This is a genomic window from Vreelandella sp. DA03-1M (assembly GCF_055725665.1).
The window spans coordinates 1608104-1627614 of record NZ_CM146798.1; the positions used below are offsets into that span (position 1 = coordinate 1608104).

The following is a 19511-nucleotide window of genomic DNA, read 5'->3' on the forward strand; positions in this document are numbered from 1 at the left end:
TTAGTGTGGCATTGAAGCCGCTAGCGCGGCCAAGAACTGGTCGTTCTCCTCTCGGCTGCCGATCGAAACACGTACCCAATGGGTGTATCCAGGCTCTAGCCAAGGTTTAACGATCACTCCGTGAGCCAGAAGCGCCTCATGCACCTGCTCTGATGGCTGGGTCGTTTCGAAGAACAGAAAATTAGCCAGTGACGGTACCACTGTTAGCCCCATATCCTTCAGTGCTTGCGCCACGCGACTGCGCTCGCTCGTTGTCAGCTCAAGGCTTGTTTCAAGGTGCGTCGTGTCCTGGAGTGCTGCCACCGCCGCCACTTGCGCGAGGCGGTTGACGTTGAATGGCGTACGCAGGCGGTCGATTAAGTCGGCAAGGGCGGGGCTGCTAACAATGCCATAACCAATCCGCAAACCAGCGAGTGCGTAGGCTTTTGAGAAGGTGCGCAGTACGATCCAGGGACTTTGCTGGTGAGCCAGCTGGGCCAGCACGTCTGGGTAATCGGGGCTCGTTTTGGCGTATTCATAATAAGCTTCGTCGAAGACCAGCAGGGTGGAGGGGGTGAGCGCATTAAGCAATTGATCAAGCTGAGCGGCGGATAAAGCGCTGCCAGCCGGATTGGAGGGCGACGAGAACATCAGCACGCGTGGCGGCTCGACCAGTGCCTCCAGCAGCCCATCGATATCGAAACGCCCCCCATCAAGCAATGGCACCGAGTGGATATGGGCCCCTAGCGAGTGCGGGTAGAGTGTATGCAGGCCAAAGGCGGGGGTGATCGTCACCAGGCTGTCGCCGTGGTCGAGAAATACCCGGCACAAAATCGCAATCAGATCCTCAGAGCCATTGCCAAATACCAGCCGTTCAGGGGCTATATCCAGTTGCCCCGCGAGCGCTCCACGTAACAGAGTGCAGGATGCATCGGGATACAGGCCGCTATCCATCAAGGCTTTAGAGAGCGCAGCGGCTACTTGTGGAGAGGGGCCGTGAGGGTTTTCGTTGCTACCCAGTTTGGTGATACGTGTTACGCCGAAGCGCTTGCTGACCTGCTCGCTTGAGAGTCCGGCGTTGTAACCCTTGAGTTCGCGAACTTCCCGGCGCGCCAGATGGGTCGGGTCGAGGTTGGGCATCAGCTCGTTTTCTCCGGGGTCGTATGCCAAAAGGCGTTGCGGTCAAGGTAGTTCTGTAGGAACTGGCGTAGACGTGGATGGTTGGTATCACGAAATACTTCATTGGGGGTGCCGCGGGTAACGATGCTGCCTTGATCCAGGAAAACGACGCTGTCGGCAACTTGGGCCGCAAAGCCCATCTCGTGGGTCACCACCACCATGGTCATGCCTTCCTGGGCGAGCTGCTTCATCACGGCCAGCACTTCACCCACCAGTTCCGGGTCGAGGGCCGAAGTGGGTTCATCAAACAGCATGATTTTGGGTTCCATCGCCAGCGCCCGGGCGATCGCCACGCGTTGCTGTTGGCCACCGGAAAGGCGTGCGGGGTACTCCTTTGCTTTTTCACTGAGGCCAACTTTGTCTAACGCCTTCATCGCCTTTTTTTCAGCCTCCTGTCGCGGTAAGCGCCTTACCCTCACTAACGCTTCCGTGACATTGCCCAGCGCAGTCATATGAGGCCATAGATTGAACTGCTGAAAGACGATGCCTAGATTGCGTCGAGCCTGGTTAAGACGGTTGCGCCCCGCGTGTTTACGGTGTCCCCGATCATCAATCTCCCAGCCCAGCAAACGCCCCTCAATATGAATTTCGCCGTCGTCATACTCCTCAAGGAACGCCATGCAGCGCAGTAGGGTGCTTTTGCCGGAACCTGAGGGGCCGATCAAACAGACCACCTCAGAGTGGTGTACGTCTAGGTCAATATTGGCGAGCACTTGATTTTTGCCGAAGCGCTTGCCGACGGCTGAAAGATGGATGATTGGCGCTATCTTCGAGTTCTCAGCCGGGACTGCTGAGATAGCGTTAGTGGGGGATAGGGAAAGCGACATAGCTAGCTCCTGTTCAGCGCTGCAAGTAGATGCCGACGCGGTGCTCAAGCCACCTGCCTGCGCGTGAGGTGATCTCGATCAGTAATAGATAGGCGATGCAGAGCACTAATAACGTTTCAATAAAGGTAAAGGTGCGGGTGCCAATACCGGTGAGCACCGCGGTTAGCTCCGGCACAGTGATAATCGACAGTACGGCGGTTTCCTTGCACAGAATGGTCAGCATATTGAAGATTGCTGGCAGGATAAGGACGAGCATCTGCGGTAGTTGTACGCGCCACAGTAGCTGAAGGCGGCCAAGCCCCAGGCACTCGCCTGCTTCCAGCTGCCCACGTGGCACCGCGGCAAAACCGCTACGAAAAATTTCCGCAAAATAGACACTGCTATAGAAGGCGATGCAGAGCACCCCAGCCGTCATCGCGCCGAGCCGCAGGCCAAATGAGGGGCCGCCGTAGTAGACCAGGAACAGGATCACCAGAAAGGGGGTGCCGCGTACCAGCTCAATGAATACTCTTAGTAACAGCTGTAATGGCCGCCCACCAAAGAGCATCAGCGCAGCAATCAGTAATCCCGCCATAAGGCCCAGCACGCTACCTGCCAACCAGGTATAAATGGTGACTAAAAATGCGTTCCAGATTGCTCCGGCATTGGCAGTGATAATGGATAGATCGAAAGTCACGCCAGACTCCTCTCTAAATGACGCTCAAGTCGGCGCCCGAACATGGTCAGCGGTATGTTAATCAGGCAGTAGATCCCCGCTAGCACCAGGTAATGCTGGAAGAATAAGTAGTCTGACGAGGCGAGGTTCTGGGCCACCCGGGTAAGGTCCGCCAGGCCGACCACCGACACTAACGCTGAGGCCTTAATCAGCAATACCAGCTCGTTGACCAGTGAAGGGAGGGTGCTTTGAACCGCTTGGGGCAGCTCAATACGCAGCAAAATAGCCGGACGGCTCATGCCTAGTAGATGTGCCGCTTCACTCTGCCCTGAGGGGATTGCCATCAGGCCACCGCGTAATATTTCTGCGATATAGGCGCCTGAGCAGAGCGAGAGCGCCATCACCGCGGCAACCATTGGGGAAAGGTTGGGTAGGCCAAACATAGGCGCCAAGTAGTAGATGACCAATAGCTGCACGAGCAGCGGTACACCCCGAAAGATAAAGATATAGCTGCCACCGAGGCGCCGTAGTAGTGGCATTTTTGCCAGCTGCATGCTGGAAATAAGTATCGCAATGACAAAGCCAAAGGCATTACCCAGCAACGACGTCTGTAGCGTGATAAGCAGTGCCTTGCCAAGCAACGGAAGGCTGAAAAGAAAGGTTGGCCAGTCAAACATTGGCAATATCCCTGGAGGTGAGGGAGAGCATACCGGGCGGTATCTAGCTCAATGACCGCCCGAACACGTCACAAGCTGATTAGATCTCCGGTTCAAAATCTTCGCTGGGAACATCCATCGGCTCGCCGAACCATTTGGTTTGCAGCTCAGCTAGGCTGCCATCCTCGTGCATAGATAGCAGCACCTCGTTGATGGCTTCCACCAGTGAGGCGGACTCCTCATCGTTGCGCGCCATATAGCCGAAGTAGGCGGGTTGCCCAAAGGGGGGATGGACCACCTCAAACATTGGTCGTTGGGTAGCGGTGTAGGCAATATTGGGGAGTGAGTTGGCTACTGCATCAATCCGACCCGCGGCAAGATCAGCGTAGGTTTGGCTATAATCAACGTACTCGGTAATCGTTGGGGGCTCGGGCAATTCAGCGGCAAACGCTTTTAGCTGCTCAAGCTGCGCAGTGCCGCGACCACCGCCGGCCGCTTTGCCGGAGATATCTTCGGGGGTTTGTATAGAGTCGTCGTCAGCACGCTTTAAGATGGCGACGGTGGCATCAGCGATAGGCAGGGTGAAGTTGTAACGTAGCTTGCGCTCTTGAGTAATCATCGCCGGGCCAGCTACGAAGTCATAGTTTCCAGCCTCAAGGCCTGGCAGTACGCTGGGCCAGGGCAGATCGATCCAATTAATACTTACCTCTAGCTCTTCAGCCACACGCTCCATAAGTTCAAGGTTGAGTCCGCTCTGCTGGCCATTGTCTAGATAAGCGAATGGGGCGAAATGAAATTCAGTACCTACATTGAGAACGCCCCGTTCTTGTACCTCTTCAAGCAGATCCGCAGAGGCGGTGCTGGCTGCAAAAGAAGTACCAAGGCTTATCGCCAGGTAAGAGAGTGAATGCTTGAGTAGATTGGATTTTTTCATCGAGTCATGACTCCATCGGGATGATTAAGAAACTGTCAGGGCGCCTGGATCTGTTGGGGGCGAAACTGACAGTGCGTACCAGTACGTCAGCTTTATAAAAGCAAACTGCATGCCAGAAAGTACTTACCTGTATATACATAATGGCTTTGCAAATTTTGGCACTAAAGGGCGAATTAACTTCGCCCTGTTTGAGTGCGGTTGTTGGTGAATAAAGGTGGCTTAACTGAGCACCTTGCCGGGATTGAGAATGTTGTTTGGATCAAATGTTTGCTTGAGGGCATGCATAACGTTCAACGCTTCGGGGCGGACACTGTGATGCAGGAATTCACGCTTAAGCAGACCAATGCCATGCTCGGCAGAAATGGAGCCGCGGTATTCACCGACCAGCCCGTAGATATCGGTTTCGATAGCGTGGTGAGTCGCCGAGGTGTTCTCAGTTAGCGAGTTACTATCTACAGTGAGATGCAGGTTGCTGTCGCCAATATGGCCGAAATTGACGATGCGGATTCCTGGCCAGCGGTGCGTGAGCAGCTTGCCTGCCGCTTCAACAAAGTCGCCAATTTTTGCAATGGGTAAACTGATGTCGAAGTTGATCGGTGCCAGCTTGACGGGAAATTCGCCAGTCGCCTCCCGAATTGCCCATAGTTCTTGGGCCTGTTTGATCGTGCTTGCCATGACGGCATCTTGCACTTCGCCAGTTTCCAGAGCGGCTGCCAGGACCATCTCCAGGTGGCTTGCATCGCCTTCGACCTCACACAGCACGTAAAGAGGGTAGCTTGGTGGGAGAGGCGACTGGTTGCTCTGCCACTCGCAACTCATCGCATAGAAGTCCTGCCACATCACCTCGAATGCCTCTAGGGCTAGTCCGGTGCCACGCAGTCGATGCAGCAGACTGACCGCCGCCGGGTAGTCGCGTAGCGCGCACAAAAGCGTGCGGGACTCCCTCTGGGGCGGGGCAAGACGCAGTACAGCGCGGGTGATGACGCCTAGTGTTCCCTCGGCACCGATAAAACAGTGCTTAAGGTCGTAGCCGGTATTATTTTTGATCATGCTGTTCATCAAATCGAGAATCCGCCCGTCGGCTAGCACTACTTCGAGGCCGAGCACACGGTCACGTGTCATGCCGTGACGAATCACGCCATGGCCGCCCGCATTGGTGGAGAGGGTGCCGCCGATCTGGCAAGAGCCTCGGGCGCCAAAATCAATTGGATAGCAAAAGCCTGCTTCTATAGCCGCGTCTTGGACGGCCTGAAGTGTAGTGCCCGCTCGCACCGTCAGTGTGGCGGCATCTTGGTCAACGTTCTCCACGCCGCTGAGCTTGATTAATGACAGCGCGACACTCTCAGCCGTGGGTACGGCGCCACCGGCTAAACCCGTCATGCCACCCTGGGGGACGACGGCGCGGCGGTGCTGGTTGCAAAGTTGCAGCAGCTTGGAGACTTCCTGTGTGCTGGTTGGACGTACCAGCGCCAGTGGACGACAGGCGGCGTGGCCGGTCCAATCGCTATGACAAGACGCCGGGATTGACTCGCCCAGCAGCACGCTGTCGCCAAAGGCGCTTAGCAACAGATCTAGGAAGGCATCGTCTTTACTGGGTTCAATGCTCACGATAGATCTCCCATAGTCGGCTGCACGGTTTGTGTGGGCGAATCCACCGAATTAGCCGTGAGGTAATGTGAGTTGTCGTGTGAAAGATGGAGGGGAAGACCCAGACAGTCGCGGTCGAGTTGGGACACGCATGGGCGACCCAGCAGAGCAAGCGTATTGTGTAACTGTTGCTGGAGTAGCGTCAGGGCATGATTAGCGCCTGCCTCGCCGCCAACCGCGAGACCATATAGCGTGGCCCTTCCACTGAGTACGCCATTGGCGCCTAGAGCTAGCGCTTTGGCAATATCGCTACCTCGGCGAATGCCGCTATCGAGCAGAATCTCAAGTTCTTTTCCCACCGCATCGACGATGGGTGGCAAGCAGTCGAGGCTGGCAGGCGAGCCATCCAGTTGGCGTCCACCATGGTTGGTAACCACGATGGCGTCGGCCCCTAGCCGCTGGCAATGGCGGGCATCCTCAGCATTGAGAATACCCTTGATGATCAGCTTGCCCGACCACTGCTGGCGAATCTCGGCTAGCGCTTCCCACGTTAAGTCGGTCGCCATTTGTTGACTGATGTAGGTAGCTGCGCTGGCCGCACTGTGCTCCCCTGCGGGCAAGTATTTGAGCAGGTTGCCCAGTGTCGGTAGGCCGTTGGGCCAGAGTGCCTGGGCGGCCCAGCGTGGGTGGCACAAAGCATCTAGCGTATGGCCCATGGTCAGGCGTCGAGGGTTCAGGTAGCTGCGGCTGTCCCACTCGCGTCGACCGAGCACCACTGCATCGGTAGTGACTACAAGAGCCTCTGCATTAGCTGCTTGAGCGCGTTCGATCAGATCCTGGGTCGCTGATTTATCGCGTAGTGGATAGAGCTGAAACCACAGCCGACCGGTTGGGACAGCGGCGGCAACCGCCTCAAGGCTATTGCAGGATACGGTACTCAGCGTGAAGGGCACGTCGTGACGTTGCGCCGCTCGGGCTAGGGCGATATCAGCGTCACGCCACAGCATGCCGTTGTAGCCGGTGGGGGCGATTGCCAGGGGTATTGCGCACTCCTGGCCCAAAAGGGTGGTGCGGCTGTCGATCTCGCTTAGGTCAAGCAGCGTGCGTGGTCGCCACTGCCAGCGTTGAAATGCTCTGCGATTGTCGTTGAGGGTGTGCTCGTCCTCGGCACCTGCATTGAGATATTCCCAGGCAAAGGCGGGCAGTCGGCTACTGGCCATCGAGGCCAGTTCATCGATACTTTGGGCGTGTCGCCAGCGGTGGCTTGGGGCGTAGCGTCGTTTCATATCAACCTTCGGCGTAGAGGCGTGGGCGGGGCAGCAGTGGTTCGAAGATAGCCTCGTCAACAAAGCGCTGGGCGGCAACGAGATCGGGGGCAAAGTAGCGATCCCGGTCGTAATGTTTAACGTCGCGCCGAATCAGTGCCAGCGCTTCTTCGAGGGAAGGTGACGTGGTCATGGGGCGGTGGAATTCCACCCCTTGGGCCGCCGCCAGTAGCTCAATGGCGACTACCGCGCTGGAGTTAAACGCCATGTCGGCCAGTCGCCTTGCGGCAAACGTCGCCATTGATACGTGGTCTTCTTGATTGGCGGAGGTCGGCAGGCTGTCTACTGAGGCGGGGTGGGCCAGGGTTTTGTTCTCGGACGCCAGTGCCGCCGCACTAACTTGGGCAATCATGAAGCCAGAGTTAAGGCCACTGTCGTTGACCAAGAACGCCGGTAGCCCTGAGAGGGCGGGGTCGACGAGTTGGGCGATGCGTCTTTCCGACAGCGCGCCGATTTCTGAGATCACCAGCGCCAGCACATCGGAGGCCATGGCAACCGGCTCAGCATGGAAGTTGCCGCCGGAAAGGACGTCACCGTTGTCAAAGATCAGCGGATTATCAGAAACGGCGTTAGCTTCACGTAGAAATACGCCCGCTGCAAAGCGTAAGTGGTCGAGGCAGGCGCCCATCACCTGGGGCTGGCAGCGCAGCGAGTAGGGATCCTGAACCCGCGGGCAGTCGCGGTGGGATTCGCGCACCCGGCTGCCCGCTAGCAGCTCGCGGTAGAAACCAGCGACATCACACTGACCGGGGTGGCCGCGAACGGCCTGGATGCGCTCGTCAAACGGGGTGTCTGAGCCTTTTAAAGCATCCACTGTCAGGCTACCGGCGAGCACGGCAGCGGTGAATAGTTTTTCGGTGGCGAACAGGCCGCGCAACGCAAGTGCAGTGGAAACTTGTGTTCCGTTGATGAGTGCCAGCCCCTCCTTGGGCGCTAGTGTCAGCGGTGCCAGACCCGCTAGGGCAAGTCCTTCAACGGCTGGTATCTCGCGTCCCTTATGGCGCATGCGGCCTTCGCCGAGCAGGGTGGCGGCTAAATGCGCTAGCGGCGCAAGATCCCCTGAGGCGCCTACTGAGCCTTTAGCGGGAATACAGGGGTAGACCTGGGCGTTGTAAAGCGCCAGCAATGCGTCAATGATCAGCCAGCGTACGCCGGAGTGGCCACGGGCCAGCGAGGCGGCCTTAAGCGCCAGTATCAAACCAACGGTGGCTTCGTCTAAGTTGTCACCAACCCCTGTGCTGTGTGACAGCACTAAGTTTCGCTGGAGCTCTGTGAGTGACGCGCGTGGTATTGAGGTCTGGGCGAGCACGCCAAAGCCGGTGTTAATACCGTAAACGGTGCGGCCACTATCCAAAATGTCGCTAACCGTTGCTTCGGCCCGAGCGACTCTAGCCCTGCTCTCCTCATCGAGCTCGATAGTGGGGCTGTCCTCAAAAAGCGCGCGCAGTGTGGCAAGCGTAAGTTGGCCGGGGGAGAGTCGTTGTACTGATGTCATGGTGACCTCTGAAGTGCTTTACGGGCATCATTTGGGAGCATCTAAACAGTCTTTTTCTCACTCAGCGGGTGTTGAAAATGGTTTTTAGATCTTCCCAGCTGTTGTTGTGAACCTATAGTTGTGAATCTGTGGCTATGAAATCGAGCGTTGCTATTATGTATATACAGGTAGGTGGTATTTATGCAAGTTCTATTGGTTAAGTTTCCTGGCGCTGTTAGATATTATTTTAAAATGATAATTTTTAGTGCATAAATGGTGATTTTTGTGTGATTTTGGTGCGTTTTAGGCGAAATTTTATAGGATTTGTTTTAATAACATGGATAGATAAAAGCATTTTTATATGTATATACTTATTGCTTGTGGCTGTTCTTGTTTATAGCCGCTACCGATAGCCTAAGTGGACTAACACGGGTAAGGATTGGGCTGGCTTTTCGTTGACAGTGGAGACTCAAGTAATGACAACTTCAGCAATGACCATACCGCTGGTTGATATGCAGGGCGTGCGTGAGGGCGACCCTGATAGCCTCGCGCGGGCGGGGGAGGCGATACACAACGCCTGTACCCAGGTGGGGTTCTTTTACATCATCAACCATGGTTTATCACAGGCAGTAATAGACGATGCTATGCAGGCCGCCCAGCGCTTCTTTGCTGAGCCACTGGAGCGCAAGGCGCAGGTGGCGGTTAATAAGCACCACCGTGGTTTTCATCGGCGCGGTGGTGCCACTATGTATCAGGCAACCCGACCTGATGAGAAGGAGTTCTATGGTTTTGGGCTGGACTTGGCCGAGGATGACCCAAGTGTACTGGCAGGCGAGGCACTGCGTGGGCCGAACCAGTGGCCAGACTTTATGCCGGAGTTTCAGCCAGCCATGGATCGCTACTTTGTTGAGGTAGGCCGCTGCGGAGCGGATCTGCTGCGTGCCATTGCCATGAGCCTGGATATTGATCCTGAGTTCTTCGCTGACAAGTACACCAAGCCGTTACAGCGCACTCAGGCGGTCTATTATCCCGTCCAGTCTGATGATCGGCCAGCCGATCAATTTGGCGTTGCCCCGCATACCGATTATGGTTGCGTGACGTTGCTTTACCAAGATGCCGTCGGTGGTTTGCAGGTGCGTGAGCTGGGCAGCGAGCGTTGGATTGACGCGCCTTTCATTGAGGGGTCGCTGGTCGTCAATGTCGGTGATCTGCTGGCGCGGTGGTCTAATGACCGCTTTCGCTCTACCCTGCATCGGGTTATCAACACCAGTGGCCGCGAACGTTATTCCATCGCCACCTTTTATGATCCTACCTATGCTGCGCTGGTTGATCCTGTCGATTTGGGTGTTGCTGCTGACGAGGCGATTTACCCGCCAGTCGCCGCGGGCGACTATATCCTGGGTCGTATTGATGCTTCTATGAGCTATCGCAAATCTGCGGCGCCTTGACGGGCATCTTTATGGGCTCATGGATGACATATCGCTTTGCCGAGCTGGTGCCCGTTGCTTGGCGCAATGGTGGCGGCGTTACCCGTGAAGTGGCCCGCCAAGCCAGCGTTGACTCACCGGGGTGGCGGGTGTCGATGGCGGAGCTGGAAAGGCCGGGGCCATTCTCGGTTATGGCTGGGCTGAAACGTCATTTCACCGTGGTTGGCACGCATCCGGTCACGCTGATACTGCCCGATCAACGCACTAAGTTAGTGCCTCGACAAAGCGTTGTTTTTGATGGTGATACGGCGGTGGAGTGCTTGCTACCTGAAGGGGCGAGTCGGGCGCTGAATTTGATGTACAATCCACTTCAATGGCAGGCCCGTGTGGCTTGGCTAACCCAGGGAGAGCCGCTACAGCGACACCCAGGTGCTGAGACACTGGTAGTGGCTGTGGGTGGGACTGCGTGGATGTCCAGCCGACCAGCGCAGTCGCTCAATGATTGCGACCTGTGGTATTGGCCTGGGCAAGAGCCTCTCTTGGCGCCGGTTAACGCTGCCTGCGAGACGATCAAATTTGAGACGATGCCTGGAACGCACCTGCTTAGCATCGACCTGAGGGCGATGGGTTGATAAGCCGGGCGATAAAAGGGATTTGAGGAGAGCACGTGGGACGCCAACCGCCCCGATATCAACAGATCAAGCACTACCTGCTGGATAACATCCAAACGGGTCACTTTCCCGTCGACCATAAAATCCCGCCTGAAGAGCAGCTGGCGGTCACCTTTGGGGTCAGCAGGATGACAGCTAATAAAGCTATTCGTGATCTGGTGCAGGAGGGTTATCTGGTGCGTCAATCGGGGATCGGCACCTTTGTGACTGATCGCCGCTCTGAATCGCCGTTGGCGGAAGTCAATAATATCGCTGATGAAGTACGCAGCCGTGGCCATGACTACACAAACCGTGTGTTGCGCTGTGAGCCGCTTAATGCCGACGACGAGATCGCCCTGCGTATGGGCGTGCGTATTGGCACTAAGCTATTCCACTCCATTCTGATTCACCTCGAAAATGGCCTGCCCATTCAGCTTGAAGACCGTTACGTTAATCCGCGCTGGGTGCCCGGTTATCTGGATGCAGACTTCTCCAAGCATACTCCGAATGAAGTACTGGTCGCTGCTTGCCCCATTACGGATATGGAGCATATCGTCGAGGCCGTGCTGGTCGATGCTCAAACCGCAGAGTGGCTAGAAGTTGACTCGCCTCTGCCGTGTCTCAGCGTGCACCGCCGTACCTGGTCGGGTGATCGCCTGATTAGCTATGCCCATTTGCTTCACCCAGGCGACCGCTACAAGCTGCGCTCAATGGCGCACTCCCCCCATTAGTCGCTCTCGCTCAACAGCTTAGTCAATCTCTCGAAACAGGCCTGCCAGTGCGGTGCGGTTAACGTCGTCGAGGGCATGGCGTCGCGCCTGAATGACCCAGCGGCCTGCGACCATGACATCGCGTATCTGCTGTTTGGAACCGCCAAATAGCCAGCGCCCCAGACGGGTGTCGTCTGCGCTAGTGGCAAGGTAGGGGTCACTGCCATCCAGTACCACCATGTCGGCGCGCTTGCCGACTTCCAGGGCGCCGATGGGCTGGCCGGAGGCTTGGGCACCGCCAGCCAAGGCGCTGCGGTAAAGCCAGTCAGCCACCGGGCGTATGTCGCTATTGTGCAGGCAGTTGCGCTGTTGGGTGGCAAGGCGCTGGCCGTACTCAAGCAGGCGTAGCTCTTCAACCACATCGAGTGAGACATGGCTATCAGAGCCAATGCCTAAACGCCCGCCCTGGGCGGCATACTCCACTGCGCGGAAGAGTCCGTCACCCAGATTGGCCTCCGTGGTCGGGCAGAGCCCCGCCACCGCGCCGCTAGCAGCAAGGTCACGTACTTCTGAGTCGTCCAGGTGTGTGGCATGGATCAAACACCAGCGCTCATCCACCTCAACGTTATCCAGTAGCCAGCGCACAGGGCGTTTGCCTGAATAGGCGAGGCTGTCTTCCACTTCGCGTTGCTGCTCGGCGACATGAATGTGGCGTGGCCCGACAGGGTTCGTCGCCAGCACCGCCTGGATCTCTTCCAATGTCACCGCGCGCAGGGAATGAAACGCCATGCCTAGTGCCTGTGTGGAGTGGTCGGTAAAGCTTGGCTTCAACGTCTCAAGCAATTTCAAAAAATCTGGTACGGCGTGGATAAAACGTCTTTGCCCATGATTGGGTGGCTGGCCGCCAAAGCCGCTGTGGGCGTAAAGCACCGGTAGCAAGGTAAGCGCAATGCCACTGCGCTCGGCCGCTTGGCTAATCGCCCAGGCCATTTCAGCCGGATCGCTATGGGCCTTGCCCGATAGATCGTGGTGCAAATAATGAAACTCGCTGACCTGGGTATAGCCGCCCTTAAGCATTTCGACATACAGCGATTGGGCAATAGTGCCCACTTGATTCGGTGTCAGGCGGTCCACCAAGCCGTACATGCGGTCTCGCCAGCTCCAGAAGCTGTCTGGCTGGGGGCTACCGATTTCTGCCAGGCCCGCCATGGCGCGCTGAAAAGCGTGTGAATGTAGGTTAGGCATACCGGGTAGCGCTGGCCCGGCTAAGCGCTGGGCGTTGCCGGGCGAGCTGTTGGGCAGTACCGATATCAGCATGCCGGTGGCATCGACTTCGAACAGCACCTGAGAGGCCCATCCAGTCGGCAGTAGGGCATGATCAGCAAAATAGCAATGGGTCATCGGGGCTCCTTTTTGTTAACGAATAACGGCTAATGTATATACATATAGCGAAGTCCGCTTCTTAGGTAAAGAAGAGAGTTGGAATTTCCTCGTAAAGTCCATTTTGGTGCGTAATTTCGCCCTATTGTTGGCGTTTGCACTATGTTGGTGAATATTTAGGACTGAGTTTTTTTTTGCTAAAAAGGGCGATTTAGGTGATTGCGCAGAAGCGTTTGTTGCCATAATGTATATACAAACTTTGACAACAAACAGGAGTTACCATGTCTCTTTCACGCTTTCGCGATACCGAAATTCGGGCACCTCATGGAGTCGAGCTCTCCTGCAAGAGCTGGCTGACTGAAGCACCGCTGCGCATGCTGATGAACAACCTAGATCCAGATGTCGCCGAGAATCCCAAAGAGCTGGTGGTCTATGGCGGGATTGGCCGCGCCGCCCGCAATTGGGAGTGTTTCGATACCATCGTTGAAACGCTCAAACGTTTAGAAGATAACCAGTCACTGCTGATTCAGTCTGGTAAGCCGGTGGGGATATTTGAAACCCATAAAGACGCCCCGAGGGTGCTGATTGCCAATTCCAACCTAGTGCCAGCCTGGGCTAACTGGGAGCATTTCAATGAACTGGATAAGAAAGGCCTGATGATGTACGGCCAGATGACGGCTGGCTCATGGATCTACATCGGCTCTCAGGGCATTGTTCAGGGTACTTACGAAACCTTTGTTGAGGCTGGTCGCCAGCACTACGACGGCAAACTGGCCGGGCGCTGGATTCTGACGGCCGGTCTTGGCGGTATGGGCGGGGCGCAGCCATTGGCGGCAACGCTGGCGGGTGCCTGCAGTCTGAATATTGAGTGTCAGCAGAGCCGCATTGATATGCGTCTGCGTACCCGCTATGTGGATGAGCAGGCGAGCGACCTCGACGATGCTCTGGTGCGCCTGGAGCGCTACACCTCAGAAGGTAAAGCCGTTTCGATTGCGTTGCATGGCAATGCCGCTGAAATACTGCCGGAACTGATTAAGCGTGGCGTCAAACCGGATATGGTGACTGACCAGACTAGCGCTCACGACCCGCTGCACGGTTATCTGCCCGCAGGCTGGTCATGGGATGAGTATTTGGCACGCGGGAAAACCGAACCCGAGGTGGTGGTCAAGGCGGCTAAGCGCTCCATGGCGGTGCATGTGCAGGCCATGCTCGACTTCCAGGCAATGGGTATACCTACCTTCGATTATGGCAATAACATTCGCCAGATGGCTCAGGAGGAGGGCGTTTCTAATGCTTTCGACTTCCCCGGCTTTGTGCCTGCCTACATTCGCCCACTGTTCTGCCAGGGAATTGGCCCATTCCGCTGGGTCGCGCTCTCCGGTGATCCAGAAGATATCTATAAAACCGATCAGAAAGTCAAAGAACTCATCCCAGATGATCCGCATCTGCATAACTGGCTGGATATGGCCAAGGAGCGTATCAGCTTCCAGGGCTTACCGGCGCGCATCTGCTGGGTTGGCTTAAAGGATCGTGCTCGCTTGGGGCAGGCGTTTAACGCCATGGTCGCCAGTGGCGAGCTCAAAGCACCTATTGTGATTGGTCGCGACCACCTGGACTCCGGCTCGGTGGCCAGCCCCAATCGCGAGACTGAATCAATGCAGGATGGCTCGGATGCCGTCTCCGACTGGCCGCTGCTCAATGCGCTGCTCAACACCGCCGGAGGCGCCACCTGGGTCTCCCTTCACCACGGCGGCGGGGTGGGCATGGGTTACTCCCAGCATTCGGGCGTGGTGATCGTCGCCGACGGTACCGATGATGCCCACGCACGACTTGGCCGCGTGCTGCGGAATGATCCGGCTACTGGCGTTATGCGCCACGCTGATGCCAGCTATGAGATCGCCAAGAACTGTGCCCGTGAAAACGACCTTGATCTGCCGATGGTCAAGTGAACGGCCTGACTCCAACAAACAAGAGGACATGACATGAAATATATGCCGAACAGCGAGAAGTGCCCGCTGCCTTACTCACCCTTCAAGAGCTGTACTGTTCCACGCCCGATCGGCTGGCTCTCTTCCATCAGTCCTGATGGGGTAGAGAACCTGGCACCATACAGTCAATGGCAGAACCTGACGTTTGACCCGCCGATGGTAATGTTTGCTGCCAACCAGTACCCCGATGGCAGGCGAAAAGATACTGTCATCAACGCCGAGAAGACCGGCTGGTTCGTCTGGAATATGGTGACCTGGGACCTCAAGGACGCCATGAACACGTCCGCCATGGCAGTGCCGTATGGTGAAAGTGAAATCAGTCTTGCCGGACTGAAAACGGTCAAGGCAGACCTTTCAGATGTGCCGATGGTGGCGGATAGCCCCTGTCATTTCGAGTGCAAGTACATTTCGACGCATCGCCTAAAAGGCAACTCGAACGTGGGCACCATCGATATTGTCTTTGCCGAGGTTGTGAAGATTCACGTCAGGGATGAGTTCATCACCGAAGAGGGCAAGATCGATATCATGAAAGCGCGCCCCATCGCACGAATGGGCTATCACGATTATACGGTGGTAGATAATCGCTTCGAGATGAAGATTCCGAAGGCCTCTGCCAATGAAGCAGACGGTCTTGAAGGTCGCCCTTGATAACTTACTGACGGGGGAGGTCTGCTCCCCGTCATCATCTTAGACTCAGAGGATGTGAGAAATGAAAGATAGCGCCGTTGAAAACAATGCTAAAAGAAAACATACGCTTGCAGAGGTTCTGAGAGTGGCGATCCCGAGCTTCCTTGGGATCATGGTTTTCTTCGTACCAATAACAATAGCTGATAAGAATACTATCCTTCTCGATCATCTGGTTATCTGGTGCGAGAACCTTCTGGGTGAAAACAGCCAGTGGTATGCCTTGCTGCTTATCATAGGTGGCTCGGTGTTACCCATCATGCAAAAGTTTTGGCGACAGGGCTTCGGCATTATCGTGTTCACCCTCTTCAAGTTCATCGGCTTGATACTTGCAGGAATGGTGATCATCAAGGCCGGCCCAGCGGCACTCTATGAACCCTTCATGCTTGAGTTTCTCTGGAAGGCTCTGGTCATTCCAGTCGGTATCCTGGTGCCTATTGGTGCTATCTTCATGCCGCTTTTGGTCAACTATGGCCTGGTGGAGCTGGTCGGTACATTGACCCAGCCCTTCATGCGCCTGGCGTTCAAGGTCCCCGGTCGTTCTGCTGTCGATGCGGTGGCGTCATTCATTACCAGCTTTGCCGTTGGGCTCCTGATTACTAACAAGGCCTATCTTAGAGGGGAGTACTCAGCGAAAGAAGCTGCCATCATTGCTACTGGGTTCTCCACGGTGTCTGTCGCCTTCATGGTGATCGTGGCCAGGACACTTGGACTGATGGATATCTGGGTAGTGTTCTTCCTGGCAACACTGTTCACTACCGTTGTAGTGACAGCTATCAGTGCACGCATCCCTCCCATCTCCAACATGGATGATCACGCTGAGAATCGGGAGGCGACACCGGATAAGGGCAGCCGCGTGGCAACGGCAGTGGCTGAGGCCATTGGGGTTGCCAACAGCCCGAAGAGCTTTCTTAATCTGGTCAAGGATAACCTCAAGGATGGTATTGTAATGACGATGACCATTCTTCCCACTATCCTGTCGGTCGGCACCATCAGTCTGCTGATCGAGAAGTACACGCCAGCTTTTGACTATATCGGTTATATTTTTTACCCCATCACCCTGCTCTTTGGCATGGAAAATGGGCTGGAACTCTCCTCAGCGGTATCGACCAGCTATTCAGAGATGTTCCTTCCAGCATTGATCATGGCAGAGGCTGATGTTGTCTCGAAGCTGGTGGCGGGGATTACGGCCATCTCTTCTATTCTCTTCGTATCTGCCTCAATTCCTTGCATCATGGCGACCAATATCCCGATTTCATTCTATGGACTGACGGTCGTCTGGGTGGTCAGAACAGCCCTGACGATGGTGATAGCCATTCCGCTGTCTATGGGTATTGCTTCATTCATAATGTAGTGTTTATTTCAGATGGAAGAGAAGAAACTCCGCTCTGCTACTGATAACCCGTTAGTGGTTCCAGTTGAAGATGACAACCAGACTGTGACCCAGGCTAATCCTCACGGCGCCTCGGTGGCGATGGCCTGCGATCTGTTGGCCATCGCGGCCTGTGAGTGGAGTTCGATCTCCGAGCGGCGCGCCTACCGTTTAGTGACCCCCCAGGCGAATCAGCTGCCACCTTTCTTGACCACTGAAAGCGGCGTCAAGTCCGGCATGATGATCGCCCACTACTCGGCGGCTTCCCTGGTGGCGGATAACAAACGTCTGGCGCAGCCCGCAGTGACCGACAATTTTATCACCTCAGGCCTCCAGGAAGACCATCTAAGCTTTGGCGAAAGTGCTGCCCTGAAACTGGACAAGACCCTCGACAATGCTTTCTACGTTCTTGCGATCGAATATCTACTGGCCTCTCAGGCCCTTGATTTAATTGGCAGCGATGAGTTTGCCAAGGGCACGTCGCTGGCTTGGAAATCACTGCGAGAAGTGTTGCCTACATACCAGGAAGAGCATGCGCTGCACCTGGATATTGAGGCGGCTTACCAGCGCCTAAAGGAGACTCAAGTGATCGATAAGCTCCTGTCTATTGCCCCGAACTTACTGCCGAATCGGCAGCCTAGCGATTAGGAGGAAGCATGAAACAGCTATGGCACCACTGCCATGCGGTGACCCTGGCGGGTGGCCGCTACGGAATTGTGCGCGATGCGGCGCTGATTATAGACGCGGGGCGCATTGCCTGGATTGGCACTGAGGCGCAACTTGACCGCGATGCTGACTTCGATGAAGTGCGTGACTTGGGTGGGCGCTGGCTAACGCCGGGGTTGATCGACTGCCACACGCACCTGGTGTTTGGCGGTGACCGCAGTAATGAGTTTGAGCAGCGCCTGGAGGGCGTGAGCTATAGCGAGATAGCTAAACAGGGCGGTGGGATTGTCAGCAGCGTGCGGGCAACTCGCGAGGCCAGCTTTGACGAATTATTGGCCAGCGCCGAGAAGCGCGCCAAAGTACTGCTGCGCGAAGGCGTCACCACGCTAGAGGTCAAGTCGGGGTATGGGCTTGATCTCGAGAGCGAGCGCAAAATGCTGCAAGTCGCCCGGGCGCTGGGGGAACGGCTACCTGTCGAGGTGCTCACGACGTGCCTTGCGGCCCACGCGCTGCCGCCCGAATACCGCGAACGTAGCGATGAGTATATTGATCTAGTCTGCGAGGAAATTCTGCCGAAGCTGGCGAAGGAAGGCCTTGTCGACGCCGTCGATGGCTTCTGTGAGGGTATCGCCTTCTCTGTGGAACAGATGCGGCGCGTATTTGAAACTGCAAAGCAATTGGGCCTGCCGCTCAAGCTACATGCTGAGCAACTGTCGCACCTTGGTGGTTGCCAACTGGCTGCGGAATTCGGCGCGCTTTCCGCTGACCACGTCGAATACGCCGATAAAACGGATGCGCGTGCGATGGCTCAAAGCAGCACGGCAGCAGTGTTACTTCCGGGGGCTTTTCTTACCCTGCGTGAAACCCAGCTACCGCCGATTGCAGCCTTTCGTGAGCAGGGCGTCACCATGGCGCTGGCCAGCGACCTTAATCCTGGTACGTCGCCGGTGCTGTCGTTACGCTTGATGATGAATCTTGGCTGCACGCTGTTCCGCCTTACCCCTGAAGAAACGCTGGCAGGCGTGACCATCAATGCCGCTAAAGCGCTGGGCATTGATGCCACTCACGGTTCGCTAGAAGTAGGTAAATGGGCAGACGCGGTCGTATGGGATATTACCGGGCCAGCGGAGCTTAGCTACTGGCTGGGCGGGCAATTGCCGGTCAAGGTATTCAAAGCAGGTAAGGAGCTAGAGGCATGATCGAAAGTTACCAACTCACCCAGGGCGATACGCCGCTATTGATTTCAATGCCTCACGCAGGCACCGCGCTAACGCCGGAGGTAGAGGCGGGGCTCAATAAAGCTGCGCTCAGCCTTGCCGACACCGACTGGCATATTCCCAAGCTTTACAACTTCGCCGCCGAGCTTGGGGCGAGCCGACTTGAGGCGCGCTATTCGCGCTACGTGATTGATCTTAATCGGCCGGAGAATGATACGCCCCTCTATGCTGGCGCGACGACCGGGCTGTTCCCGAGTACCGACTTCGACGGTGAGCCGCTATTTGAAGCGGGCCAGGAACCCACTAAGGCACAGCGCGACTGGGCCAAAGCGTATATTTGGCGCCCCTACCACAACGCCCTGGCAGGAGAGTTGGCGCGGATAAAAGAACGCTTTGGCTATGCGCTGCTCTTTGATGCCCACTCTATCCGTTCAAAGATACCGCGGCTTTTCGACGACCAACTGCCTGATATCAACCTGGGTACCTTTGACGAGCAAAGCTGCGATCCTGACCTTAGTCAGACCTTACAGGCGGTGTGTGCTGCTCAATCGCGTTTCACTCACGTGATCAATGGCCGTTTCAAAGGGGGGCATATCACCCGGGGGTATGGGGATCCTGCTAATCATATTCACGCCGTACAGCTCGAACTCTCCCAGCGCACCTATATGAACGAACCAAGCGACGAACAACCGATCTTTGCCTATCGCGAAGACCGTGCCACTGAGGTGCGCCCACTGCTAAGTGGGCTACTTGAGGCCATGCAGCGGTGGGGAGAAGTTAGCTACAATAAGGGTAAATAAA

General features: G+C 56.1%; 18 protein-coding genes. 9 read left to right on the top strand and 9 right to left on the bottom strand.

All coding sequences use genetic code 11. The annotated features are described in order from the left end of the window. The 8 genes from hisC to hutH form a co-directional block, all read right to left on the bottom strand. Positions 1-1119 carry a histidinol-phosphate transaminase gene (hisC, locus tag ACXUPB_RS07375; protein WP_179915471.1) on the bottom strand — a complete coding sequence of 373 codons (1119 nt, stop codon included), beginning with the start codon at positions 1117-1119 and terminating at the stop codon, positions 1-3. Continuing rightward, a complete protein-coding gene (locus tag ACXUPB_RS07380) occupies positions 1119-1985 on the bottom strand; it encodes an amino acid ABC transporter ATP-binding protein (protein WP_246361749.1) in 867 nt (288 codons plus the stop codon). Before ACXUPB_RS07380 ends, hisC begins: the two co-directional genes overlap by 1 nt. Positions 1986-1998: 13 nt before the next feature. Beyond that, on the bottom strand, positions 1999-2661 hold the full coding sequence (locus ACXUPB_RS07385; protein WP_179915470.1) for an amino acid ABC transporter permease: 663 nt from the start codon (positions 2659-2661) through the stop codon (positions 1999-2001). Further along, positions 2658-3317: an amino acid ABC transporter permease gene (locus tag ACXUPB_RS07390; protein ID WP_144814498.1), complete on the bottom strand. Its 660-nt coding sequence runs from the start codon at positions 3315-3317 to the stop codon at positions 2658-2660. Before ACXUPB_RS07390 ends, ACXUPB_RS07385 begins: the two co-directional genes overlap by 4 nt. 79 nt (positions 3318-3396) lie before the next feature. Next, entirely contained in the window at positions 3397-4230 is an 834-nt protein-coding gene (locus ACXUPB_RS07395; protein ID WP_035578074.1) for a transporter substrate-binding domain-containing protein, read from the bottom strand. Between the two features lie 219 nt (positions 4231-4449). Beyond that, positions 4450-5838 carry an FAD-binding oxidoreductase gene (locus ACXUPB_RS07400; RefSeq protein ID WP_218927601.1) on the bottom strand — a complete coding sequence of 463 codons (1389 nt, stop codon included), beginning with the start codon at positions 5836-5838 and terminating at the stop codon, positions 4450-4452. Further along, positions 5835-7103 (bottom strand): alpha-hydroxy acid oxidase, encoded by a 1269-nt coding sequence (locus tag ACXUPB_RS07405; RefSeq protein WP_179915469.1) that lies wholly within the window; start codon positions 7101-7103, stop codon positions 5835-5837. The genes ACXUPB_RS07400 and ACXUPB_RS07405 overlap by 4 nt, the downstream gene beginning before the upstream one ends. 1 nt (position 7104) lies before the next feature. Further along, a complete protein-coding gene (hutH, locus tag ACXUPB_RS07410; protein WP_179915468.1) occupies positions 7105-8637 on the bottom strand; it encodes a histidine ammonia-lyase in 1533 nt (510 codons plus the stop codon). 455 nt (positions 8638-9092) lie between these two features. On the opposite strand from hutH, the gene ACXUPB_RS07415 reads away from it, so the two are divergent. Genes ACXUPB_RS07415 through hutC form a run of 3 tightly spaced genes read left to right on the top strand, consistent with a single transcriptional unit; the run spans position 9093 to position 11424 of the window. Further along, on the top strand, positions 9093-10064 hold the full coding sequence (locus ACXUPB_RS07415) for an isopenicillin N synthase family dioxygenase (RefSeq protein ID WP_179915467.1): 972 nt from the start codon (positions 9093-9095) through the stop codon (positions 10062-10064). Between the two features lie 23 nt (positions 10065-10087). After that, positions 10088-10675, top strand: coding sequence for a HutD/Ves family protein (locus tag ACXUPB_RS07420; RefSeq protein WP_179915466.1), 588 nt, complete (start codon positions 10088-10090; stop codon positions 10673-10675). A gap of 35 nt (positions 10676-10710) precedes the next feature. After that, on the top strand, positions 10711-11424 hold the full coding sequence (gene hutC / locus ACXUPB_RS07425; protein ID WP_179915465.1) for a histidine utilization repressor: 714 nt from the start codon (positions 10711-10713) through the stop codon (positions 11422-11424). Positions 11425-11442: 18 nt separating this feature from the next. On the opposite strand, the gene ACXUPB_RS07430 is transcribed toward hutC, so the two are convergent. Further along, complete coding sequence (locus ACXUPB_RS07430) at positions 11443-12804, bottom strand: formimidoylglutamate deiminase (RefSeq protein ID WP_179915464.1); 1362 nt, start codon at positions 12802-12804, stop codon at positions 11443-11445. Between the two features lie 260 nt (positions 12805-13064). Between ACXUPB_RS07430 and hutU the strand changes: the two genes are divergently transcribed. From hutU to hutG, 6 genes are all read left to right on the top strand, one after another. Continuing rightward, complete coding sequence (hutU, locus tag ACXUPB_RS07435; RefSeq protein ID WP_179915463.1) at positions 13065-14732, top strand: urocanate hydratase; 1668 nt, start codon at positions 13065-13067, stop codon at positions 14730-14732. Between the two features lie 33 nt (positions 14733-14765). Beyond that, positions 14766-15419, top strand: a complete 654-nt coding sequence (locus tag ACXUPB_RS07440) for a flavin reductase family protein (protein WP_179915462.1) — start codon at positions 14766-14768, stop codon at positions 15417-15419. 61 nt (positions 15420-15480) lie between these two features. Next, complete coding sequence (locus tag ACXUPB_RS07445; RefSeq protein ID WP_179915461.1) at positions 15481-16809, top strand: YjiH family protein; 1329 nt, start codon at positions 15481-15483, stop codon at positions 16807-16809. Between the two features lie 12 nt (positions 16810-16821). Then, complete coding sequence (locus tag ACXUPB_RS07450) at positions 16822-17475, top strand: aromatic amino acid lyase (RefSeq protein ID WP_179915460.1); 654 nt, start codon at positions 16822-16824, stop codon at positions 17473-17475. Positions 17476-17483: 8 nt separating this feature from the next. Continuing rightward, positions 17484-18692, top strand: a complete 1209-nt coding sequence (gene hutI, locus ACXUPB_RS07455; RefSeq protein ID WP_179915459.1) for an imidazolonepropionase — start codon at positions 17484-17486, stop codon at positions 18690-18692. Continuing rightward, positions 18689-19510, top strand: a complete 822-nt coding sequence (hutG, locus tag ACXUPB_RS07460; protein ID WP_179915458.1) for an N-formylglutamate deformylase — start codon at positions 18689-18691, stop codon at positions 19508-19510. The genes hutI and hutG overlap by 4 nt, the downstream gene beginning before the upstream one ends. The last annotated feature ends 1 nt before the right edge of the window (position 19511 follow it).